Origin of the sequence: Streptosporangium sp. NPDC006013, from assembly GCF_040614275.1 — a bacterium.
GTDB lineage: Bacteria > Actinomycetota > Actinomycetes > Streptosporangiales > Streptosporangiaceae > Streptosporangium.
In genome coordinates this window covers 1-6,869 of the sequence record NZ_JBEXUE010000511.1, presented here as the reverse complement: position 1 = coordinate 6,869, position 6,869 = coordinate 1, and the positions used below count along the sequence as shown (strand labels likewise).

The following is a 6,869-nucleotide window of genomic DNA, read 5'->3' as shown; positions in this document are numbered from 1 at the left end:
CGATGTGCAGGTTCACCTGCACGTCGTCCGGGGCGCGCTCCCGCAGGAGCAGGGCGTCGGGATAGAGCACGTCGTGCGTGCCCACGAAGAGCTCGACCGGCGGCAGGCTGGTCAGATCACCGTGGACGGGGCTCAGCCGCGGGTCGCGCGGATCGTCCCCCGCGGCCCAGGCACGCCCGGCCTCGATCAAGCCGACGCTGCTGAGCCATGGATCACGCCGTTCGACGACGGGGATGTCGGGGTGGGACATGGTGATGTCCAACCACGGTGACAGCAGGATCAGTCTGCCGGGCCGGGGCAGCGCGGAGGCGGCCAGGTCCTGCGCCAAGGCCAGCGCCAGACCGCCTCCGGCCGAGTCTCCGGCGAGGAAGACAGCCTCCGCCTCGCAGGTCTGTAGCAGGTCGCGGTAGACAGCGGTGAGGAAAGGAAAGGCTTCGCGGTAGGTGTGCCGGGGAGCCAGTCCGTAGATGGGCACCTCCACCCGCATCCCGGCATCGGCGAGTGCGAAGACGAAGCTCCAGTGCTCTTTGGTGATCTCATCGATGTAGGCGCCGCCGTGCAGGTAGATCACCGCTTTGGCCGGGGCCGTGGCCGAGCGCGGGATCACGGTGTAGCAGTCGAACCCCTCCAGGCTGCGCCGGTGCACCCGGTGCCGTGCGGCCGCCCGGGCCGGGGGAGCCGGATCGGCCTTGACTGCGTTGATCGCCTTGCGGGCCCGCTCGGCGGTGGCCATGCGCGGCTTGTACAGCCTGCGCAGCAGCACCGACAGGACCCTCATCTGCACGCTCATCACGCCTCCTGCGGAGCCTGCGGCTCATTCATGACCGGCTTCATATCCGTCCCTTGCCGACGCGCCGGCTGCCACCCGCGATCGGGCCTGCCCATGGGGTACGCGGCACGTCGTCCACCACCTGCACACTGCGCGGCACCTTAGTATCCGGCCGGCGTGGTACGACGAATACTGGAATCCGCCTGCCGATAGGGGCACGGTTCGGGCGACGTCCACAACCTCCGTGTCCCGGGTACACGACCGCGTATGCAACGCGCCAATCAGCTGTGTGGTTGAAACGTACATTAAATAGTTAAGTAGAACATGTGTCGCCAAAAGGCGATCCATTCGGTTCAGCTGCGATTTTCGTACTTAACTCCCTCTTTACCGATCAGTACTGATCGCCGACTACAGACATCACGCCTGTGACGATCTACCATGACACTCAACCTTGACAAAAGGTTAAACAAGGACACGGGCCGTCGTGTCATCGAACCGTACGGAGCGAGGGTGGAATGTGGCCCGGCGATGCCGTGTGGAAACAACGGATACGCGGCGCCATGAAAATCAGGGGTGATTCCATGCAGATCAACCGATTCAACGGGCCGGTGCTCTCGCTCTTCCGCATCGTGACAAGTCTTCTCTTCCTGTGCCACGGCCTGGCGTCGATGTTCGGCGTCTTCGGCGGCAACCGCGGCACCGGCCAGGCCCTCGTGTTCGGCGCCTGGCCCGGCTGGTGGGCCGCACTCATCCAGGTGGTCTGCGGCGGGCTCGTCCTCGCCGGTTTCCTCACTCGTGTCAACGCGACGCTCGCGTCAGGCTCGATGGCCTACGCGTACTTCGTGGTGCACCTGCCGCAGGACTTCATGCCGTTGCGCAACGGCGGCGAGCTCGCGGCGCTGTTCTGCTGGTCGTTCCTGATCATCGCCGTGCTCGGCCCCGGCCCCTGGGCGATCGACACCCTGCTCCGGCGCCGCCGCGGCGCCTTGGCCGTCCCCCGTCAGATCCACGCCCCCGCGCACGCCGAGGGAACCTGACCAGCACCTTTTCCCAGGAGCGTACCGGAGCCCTGGGCGCCGATCCGGCGCCTGGGGCTCTCTCGCGTTCCGGCGGCTCAGGGGTGTCACCGCGGCCCGGCTTCCCGCGGTGGAACGGGAATTTCGCACTGTTTTTCATTGCTCCAGCCGGATTCGGAAAAGCCCAGGTCAGCGCGGGGAACCCGGTTCGGGCGGGTGACGGAAAGGACCTTTCACCGATCCGAGGGAGCGCGAGTTTTCGCAGGTCAGAGCAAATGTGAATGTACGTTTCACGTTTGCCTGATCCGGATCGCGTGGGTAAAGATGAATCATCTCCAGCCGGACCCCCGACCAGGGGTTTCTTCGGCATGCCACCAACCGACCACCCCGAGGAGGGGACGATGATCCATGCCCGAGGGCTGACCCGGCGATTCAAGGTCGGAAAAGGAGGCGTCGACGCCGTGCGCGGTCTCGACATCGATGTGGAGGCGGGTCAGTTGGTGGCCTTCCTCGGTCCGAACGGCGCGGGGAAGTCCACCAGCCTGCGCATGCTGACCTCCCTGCTCCCGCCGACGTCGGGAACCGCGACCGTGGCGGGCCGCGATGTCGTGTCGGATCCGGCCGGGGTCCGCGCCCGCATCGGCTACGTCGGCCAGAAGAGCAGCGCGGGCGAGAACTTCCGCGTCCGCGACGAGTTGGTGACCCAGGCGCGCTGCTACGGGCTGCGGCGGGCCGAGGCGCGGCGGCGGGCCGACGAGGTCCTCGGCCTGCTGGACCTGGAAGCGCTGGCCACCCGGAGGCCCGGCACCCTCTCCGGCGGCCAGCGCCGCCGTCTCGACATCGCCCTGGGCCTCATCCACCGGCCCGGCCTGCTGTTCCTGGACGAGCCCTCGACCGGCCTCGACCCGCAGAGCCGCGCCAACATCTGGGAGCACATCCTGCGGCTGCGCGAGGAACACGGCACGACCCTCTTCCTGACCACTCACTACCTGGAGGAGGCCGACACCATGGCCGAACGGGTGGTGATCATCGACCACGGCCGGATCATCGCCGACGGAACCGCCGAGCAGTTGAAGGGCAAGCTGGCCGGCGACCGCGTCACGGTCACCGTCCACGACGAGCCGGGGGCGGCGAGGGCCGCCGAGGTCGCCGCGCGGATCGCGGGATCGGACGCGGTCACCGTCGACGGGAGGACGGTACGGCTGCGGGTGCCCCACGCGGGCAGGGCACTGCCGGAGTACCTGCGCTCCCTGGAGGTCTCGGGGGTGAAGGTCGCCACCGCGGAGACCGCCCGGCCCACGCTGGACGACGTGTTCCTCGCGCTGACCGGCCGCAGCCTGCGCGAGAGCGACGAGAACCACGGGACCGCCCCGCACGACGCCTGACCGTCGGCGCCGCCCCCTCGCACTGACCGGCCTCGCACTGAACGGCCACGCCCCGCGCAACACCTGGCCATCGGCGACATGCCCCTCCCCCACCGGCAAGAAAGGTCACCCCCGTGAGCGTACGACTCTTCCTCCGTGACACCTCGACCGTGTTCTCCCGCGAGTTCGTCCCCGTGTTGCGCGAACCCCTCGGCCTCCTCTTCACCATGGGGCAGCCACTGCTCTTCCTCTTCCTGTTCGGTCCGCTGCTCGCCGGAACGCAGAGTTTCGAGGGCCAGGGATCGCCGTGGCAGTGGTTCGTGCCCGGCATTCTGATCATGATGTGCCTGTCCGGGCCGATGATGGCCGGCTACTCGCTGCTGGTGGAGCTGATCGGCGGCTCGATGGAGCGCATGCTGGTCACCCCGCTGAACCGTACGGCGATGCTGGTCGGCCGGACGATGAAGGAGTTCGTGATCCTGCTGGCCCAGGCCGCGCTGATCATCGCGCTCGCGGTGCCGCTGGGCTTCCGCCCGCACCTGCCTGGGGTGCTGACCGGGCTGGCGATACTGGTCGTGTTCGGGATCGGCCTGGGATCGCTCTCCTTCGTCCTCGCGATCGCGTCCAGACCGAGCGGCAACCTGTTCTACGGGGTCACCCAGCTGGTGCTGTTCCCGCTGATGCTGCTCTCCGGCGTGCTGCTGCCGATGGACTTCGGTCCGGCGTGGCTCCAGGCGGTCGCCGCGCTGAACCCGGTCACCCACATCGTCGAGGCGGAGCGGGCACTGTTCTCCGGCCGTTTCGCGGACACCTCGGTGCTGTACGGGACGCTCTGGGCCTGCGTCGTCGCCGCGGTGGGCCTGGCCATGGGCACCAGGGCGATGCGCCGCGGCATCTGACACGACGCTCTCGGCAGCGGGCGCGCGTCCGGCCGGCTCCTCTCCGTCTGCGCGGAGAAGACGGAGAGCTCCGTCCCCCTGAGCGGCGACTTCGACCAGCCGTGGGTACCGTGTCCCGGCGTCCCGTACCGGCTCGGTCAGTCAGACGCGTCAGAACGGTATGACCAGCGCCCCTGCAGCAGGAACAGCAGGGCCAGGGAGGGCACCAGGAGCAGCGCCCCGACGGCGAGCGAGATCAACGTCGCGGTCAGCACCGCCGGATGCGCCGCGGCCTCGTTCAACGTGAGGGACGGCGGAAGCATCAGGGGATACTGCGCGAGCGGCCAGCCCCACAGCACCGCGGTGACGGCCAGCGCGCCGGTGATCCGGACGAGCACGAAGTTCCGCCGCCACAGCAGGACCAGGGAGAGCAGCCCGAACACCGCGCTGGCGATCACCAGGGGCAGCGCCCGGTGGGTGAGGCCGTCGAACAACCGGGGCGCGTCCGCGCGGAGCACCGCGATGCCGGCCAGCGCGACGACTCCGACGCACAACCCCGTGATCAGCGCCTTGGTCCGGAAACTCTCCACCAGGTGCGACATCCCCGCCCGTACCGCGTCGTCACACAGGTATATCGCGGCCAGGTAGGCGCAGGTGCCGACCGCGAGAACCCCACCCAGCATGGAGGTCGGATTCAGCCAGCCGGTCACGATGTTTCCGGCCGCGAGGCCCACCGGCACACGCCCCGAGGCGACCCCTCCGGCGGCGGCGCCCAGGAAGAAGGGGGTCAGCACGGAGGAGACCGCGAAGGCGCCGCCGAACAGGCGCTTCTGCCACAGTCGCGGGCTGGCCTTGCGGAAGGCGAAGGCGGACCCCCGGGCGATGATGCCGAACGCCACCAGCGTCAGCGGGATGTAGAGGGTCGACATGACGGCGGCGAAGACCGGCGAGAATCCGGTCCACAGCACGACGAGCACGAAGATCAACCACACGTGGTTGGCCTCCCAGACCGGCCCGATGGAGTTCTCGATGAGATTGCGCTCCGGCATGCCCGCCCTGCTGCGCCCGGCCAGCAGATCCCAGATGCCACCGCCGAAGTCGGCTCCGCCCAGCAACGCGTAGCAGGTCACCCCCACCCACAGCACGAGCAGCAGGATCTGCGCCGGGTCCATGGGATCAGTCCCGTTCCTGAGGAGCGTGCAGGAGGAGTTCGCCGGGAATCTCCTCTGCCGGGACCTCCTTGGGTTCGCGCGCCAGACGCCGCAGGACGTAGCCGATGGCGACGGTGAGGAACAGATAGACCAGCAGGAGGGCGAGGAACCCCAGCCACAGCCCGGGAGCGGGATTGACCGCGTCGGCCGTGCGCAGCTTGCCGTACACGACCCAGGGCTGCCTGCCGACCTCCGTCACGATCCAGCCCGTCTCCACCGCGACGACGGCGGCGACGCCGCAGACGGCCGCGAGCCTCAGGAACCACGGGGAGCGCGGCAGGTCACGCCGCCGCCACCAGGTCAGGGCGAACCAGGCGGCCATCAGGAGCAGGAAGAAACCGATTCCCACCATCATGTCGAAGGCCAGGTGCACGGGGTTGACCGGCGGGCGGTCGGCCGCGGGCACGACGTTCAGCCCCTGGACCACGGTGTCGGGGTGAAAGCCCACCAGCAGGGAGAGGCCGTAGGGAATCTCCAGCGCGTAGCGCAGCTCGTCGTTCACCACGAAGCCGCCGATGCTCAACGGCGCACCGGCGCGGGTCTGGAAGAGAGCCTCCGCGGCGGCGAGTTTGACCGGCTGGTTGGTGGCCAGGAATCTGGCGATGAAGTCGCCCACCACGATCTGGATCGGGGCGAATATCGAGCCGAGCGTGAAGGGAATCAGGAATCCCAGCCGGTGGTAGCGATCCCGCCGTCCGCGCAGCAGTGCCACCGCGTACACCCCCGCGACGAGGAATCCGGCGACCATGAACGCCGCCACGATCATGTGCGTCGTCTGCAGCGGCGTGGCCGGGTTGAGCATCGCGCCCCACGGGTCCACGCTGGTGATCCGCCCGTCCTTCGCCTCGAATCCGACCGGCTGGTTCATCCACGCGTTGGCCGAGACCACGAAGAACGCCGACGCCGTCCCCGCGATCATGACGGGAATCCCGGTCAGCAGGTGGATCCTGGGCGGTAGCCGGTCCCAGGAATAGAGGTAGACACCGATGAAGATGGCCTCGATGAAGAAGGCGATCCCCTCCAGCGCGAAGGGGAACCCCATCACCTGGCCGTAGACGCCCATGAGGCCCGGCCAGAGCAGGCCCAGCTCGAAGCTGAGGATCGTCCCCGAGACCGCCCCGACCGCGAACAGCACCCCCACGGCCCTGGCCCACTTACGGGCCAGCCGCATGTAGTTGTCGTCGCCGGTGCGGATCGCCCGCCACTCGGTGAACACCAGCAGGACCGGCATGCCGACCCCCATGCACGACAGCACGATGTGCCAGCCCAGCGACACCGCCATCTGCAGCCGTGCCGCCAGCAGATCCGTCGCACTCGCCGCCCCGGCCAGCGTGCTGATCCCCGTCACGGCACGGACACTTCAGCGTGCGTGACACGGTGGCCGGTCTCCCCGTACGCGTCCGGCCACCCGCCCCGCATCTGAAAACAGCGTCTGACCTGCATGGAAGCGCTCTTCCCTGTAGGTATGAGCCACAAACGACGGGAGGTCGTGTCCATGAATCCGGTGCGAGATGCCGCGTCGGGAACCGGTCACGGGACCTTGGTCGTCCCGTCGCCGATCAGCTCGTTGCCTCTGGCCAGGGCGCCGAAGTCGTCGGCGATCAGGCAGTCGGGATCGTAGGCGTCGGTCT

At 68.5% G+C, this 6,869-nt stretch carries 6 protein-coding genes; 3 read left to right on the top strand and 3 right to left on the bottom strand.

All coding sequences use genetic code 11. The features are described 5' to 3' along the window. A partial coding sequence (locus ABZ260_RS43385) for an alpha/beta hydrolase (RefSeq protein WP_355629599.1) occupies positions 1-790 on the bottom strand: 790 nt, incomplete at its 3' end. A 560-nt stretch (positions 791-1,350) separates the two neighbouring features. On the opposite strand from ABZ260_RS43385, the gene ABZ260_RS43380 reads away from it, so the two are divergent. The 3 genes from ABZ260_RS43380 to ABZ260_RS43370 all read left to right on the top strand — a co-directional run bounded on the left by ABZ260_RS43380 (position 1,351) and on the right by ABZ260_RS43370 (position 4,048). After that, on the top strand, positions 1,351-1,806 hold the full coding sequence (locus ABZ260_RS43380) for a DoxX family protein (protein ID WP_355629596.1): 456 nt from the start codon (positions 1,351-1,353) through the stop codon (positions 1,804-1,806). 380 nt (positions 1,807-2,186) lie between these two features. After that, positions 2,187-3,170: an ATP-binding cassette domain-containing protein gene (locus ABZ260_RS43375; protein ID WP_355629594.1), complete on the top strand. Its 984-nt coding sequence runs from the start codon at positions 2,187-2,189 to the stop codon at positions 3,168-3,170. A gap of 113 nt (positions 3,171-3,283) precedes the next feature. Beyond that, complete coding sequence (locus ABZ260_RS43370) at positions 3,284-4,048, top strand: ABC transporter permease (protein ID WP_355568823.1); 765 nt, start codon at positions 3,284-3,286, stop codon at positions 4,046-4,048. Positions 4,049-4,185: 137 nt separating this feature from the next. Here ABZ260_RS43370 and ABZ260_RS43365 read toward each other — a convergent pair whose 3' ends face one another. Both ABZ260_RS43365 and ABZ260_RS43360 read right to left on the bottom strand, forming a co-directional pair. Next, complete coding sequence (locus tag ABZ260_RS43365) at positions 4,186-5,199, bottom strand: cytochrome d ubiquinol oxidase subunit II (protein WP_355629591.1); 1,014 nt, start codon at positions 5,197-5,199, stop codon at positions 4,186-4,188. A gap of 4 nt (positions 5,200-5,203) precedes the next feature. Continuing rightward, complete coding sequence (locus tag ABZ260_RS43360) at positions 5,204-6,586, bottom strand: cytochrome ubiquinol oxidase subunit I (RefSeq protein WP_355629588.1); 1,383 nt, start codon at positions 6,584-6,586, stop codon at positions 5,204-5,206. Between the last annotated feature and the right edge of the window lie 283 nt (positions 6,587-6,869).

Excerpts from the sequence above, each read along its gene's own strand:
- ABZ260_RS43375 (WP_355629594.1), top strand. The coding sequence starts at position 2,187 with ATGATCCATGCCCGAGGGCTGACCCGGCGATTCAAGGTCGGAAAAGGA.
- ABZ260_RS43380 (WP_355629596.1), top strand. The coding sequence starts at position 1,351 with ATGCAGATCAACCGATTCAACGGGCCGGTGCTCTCGCTCTTCCGCATC.
- ABZ260_RS43365 (WP_355629591.1), bottom strand. The coding sequence starts at position 5,199 with ATGGACCCGGCGCAGATCCTGCTGCTCGTGCTGTGGGTGGGGGTGACC.